This window comes from Bartonella sp. OD88NMGDW (assembly GCF_042193775.1).
In the GTDB taxonomy this organism is placed as follows: Bacteria; Pseudomonadota; Alphaproteobacteria; order Rhizobiales; family Rhizobiaceae; genus Bartonella; species Bartonella grahamii.
On record NZ_JBHIMA010000037.1, the window covers coordinates 1 to 2,422 of the forward strand.

The 2,422-nt window shown below is 42.2% G+C and carries 1 protein-coding gene and 2 pseudogenes; all 3 read right to left on the minus strand.

Annotated elements, in window-relative coordinates; all coding sequences use genetic code 11:
- Positions 1-64: 64 nt before the first annotated feature.
- Positions 65-418 (minus strand): annotated as a pseudogene (locus ACFIJR_RS08820) (hypothetical protein); the annotation flags it as partial.
- A 135-nt stretch (positions 419-553) separates the two neighbouring features.
- On the minus strand, positions 554-748 hold the full coding sequence (locus ACFIJR_RS08825; RefSeq protein WP_375654043.1) for a cytochrome c oxidase subunit II transmembrane domain-containing protein: 195 nt from the start codon (positions 746-748) through the stop codon (positions 554-556).
- A 201-nt stretch (positions 749-949) separates the two neighbouring features.
- Positions 950-2,413 (minus strand): annotated as a pseudogene (locus ACFIJR_RS08830) (cbb3-type cytochrome c oxidase subunit I); the annotation flags it as partial.
- Positions 2,414-2,422: the final 9 nt, after the last annotated feature.

Here is a 2,422-nt window from a genome sequence, read left to right on the forward strand (position 1 = left end):
TTTTTTTTTTTTTTTTTTTTTTTTTTTTTTTTTTTCATTTGTAAAGTGGGAGAGGGCGGGGTGTCTATAGGGTAAATACAGGTCCTATTTCAAAGATTTTTAACGGGATTAGTTCTGCGACGATAGGCATGAAGCTGTGGTTAGCCCCACAGATTTCTGAGCATTGTCCGTAATAGACGCCTGGTCGTGTGGCGGTAAATGTGGTTTGATTTAAGCGTCCGGGCACTGCATCTGTTTTTAAACCTAGTGTGGGGATAGTTCATGAGTGTAAAACATCTTGAGATGTAATTATTATACGAACAGGGGCTTCAATTGGGAGAACCACTCGGTTGTCAACTTCCAGGAGTCGAAGGTCTCCTGGGTTTAAGAATAATGGGGGTATTATGTAAGAATTAAAGATGAGGCCTCCGTAGTCTGTGTACTCATAGGTTCAGTATCACTGATGTCCAATTGATTTAATAGTAAAGGAGGGGTCGTTGATTTCGTCTGTTAGGTATAGAATGCGTAGAGATGGTAGGGCAATCAGGATTAGAATGACTGCGGGTAGGATGGTTCAAGTGGTCTCTATTTCTTGGGCGTCTGTAATGTTGGTATTGGTTAGCTTTGTTGTGAGTGTTGAGGATAGAGCGTATAAGACTAGAAAGCTAATTAAAGAGATAGTCATAAATGCATAGTCGTGGAAGGTGATTAATTCTTCTATAACAGGGGATGTAGCATCTTGTAGACCTAGTTGAACTGGGTGGGCCATGTAAGATATATAGGGTTATAGCCTATAATTTGGTTTCGACAAAGCCATGAAATAGTTTTTCTAATATCTTATTGAAAAAGTTATAGGGGCTATAGGATTGGCTTGAAACCGGTTTTAGGGGGTTCGACTCCCTCCTTTTTCGTTTAGTTTAACATAGGCTGGTTCTTCAAATGTGTGATAAGGCGGGGGACAGCCATTTAATCATTCGAGGTTGGTGGGGGATTGTTCGGTCATTGATACCTTGCGTTTTGAGGCGAAGGCCTCTCAGATCATGTAGATTATTAGGATCACTGCTACTAGTGAAATAAAGGAGCCAATGGATGATAGAACATTTCATGCGGTATAAGCATCGGGGTAGTCAGAATAGCGTCGGGGTATTCCAGATAGGCCAAGGAAGTGTTGTGGAAAAAAGGTTAAATTTACACCTATGAATATAATAATAAAGTGGGCTTTGGCATAAGTTTGGTCTAATGTATAGCCTGAAAATAAAGGGAATCAGTGGATGAAGCCCCCTATAATGGCAAAAACAGCTCCTATTGACAGGACATAGTGGAAATGGGCGACAACATAGTACGTATCGTGTAGTACAATATCTAGGGATGAGTTTGCTAAGATAATACCGGTAAGGCCCCCTATGGTGAATAGAAAGATAAAGCCTAGGGCTCAAAGTATTGCGGCAGATCATTTGATATTGCCCCCATGAAGTGTAGCAAGTCAGCTGAAAACTTTAACTCCAGTAGGAATAGCAATGATTATGGTAGCAGAGGTGAAGTAAGCTCGTGTGTCTACATCTATGCCTACTGTAAATATATGGTGGGCTCATACAATAAATCCTAGGAACCCGATTGACATTATAGCCCAGGTCATACCTATATACCCAAATGGTTCTTTCTTCCCGGAGTAGTAAGTTACAATGTGGGAGATTATTCCGAATCCAGGGAGAATGAGGATGTAGACTTCAGGGTGGCCAAAGAATCAAAATAGGTGTTGGTATAGGATAGGGTCTCCCCCTCCAGTAGGATCAAAGAAGGTAGTGTTAAGGTTGCGGTCTGTTAATAGTATAGTAATGCCGGCAGCTAAGACTGGCAGGGAGAGGAGTAGTAGGATTGCTGTGATTAGGACAGATCAGACAAACAATGGGGTTTGATACTGGGATATGGCGGGGGGCTTCATGTTGATAATGGTAGTGATGAAGTTGATAGCTCCTAGGATAGAGGAAATCCCTGCTAGGTGGAGGGAGAAAATAACTAAGTCTACGGAGGCCCCTGGATGAGAGAGGTTTCCTGCTAAGGGGGGATATACTGTTCAACCTGTTCCGGCGCCAGCCTCGATTATGGTTGATGCCATTAGCAGCAGGAAAGAGGGGGGAAGAAGTCAGAAGCTTATATTATTTAGACGGGGGAATGCTATGTCAGGAGCACCAATTATCAAGGGTACTAGTCAGTTCCCGAACCCTCCAATTATAATGGGTATAACTATGAAGAAAATTATAACAAATGCATGGGCTGTCACAATGACATTATAGATATGGTCACTACCTAGTAAACTACCGGGTTGGCCTAGTTCAGCTCGAATGAGAAGACTTAGAGCTGTGCCTATGATTCCAGCTCATGCGCCGAATAGTAGGTATAGAGTTCCGATGTCTTTGTGGTTTGTTGAAAAGAGTCAACGATT

What these genes read in the sequence shown, in the direction of transcription:
- ACFIJR_RS08825 (WP_375654043.1), bottom strand. Translation starts at nt 748, where the DNA reads ATGGCCCACCCAGTTCAACTAGGTCTACAAGATGCTACATCCCCTGTT.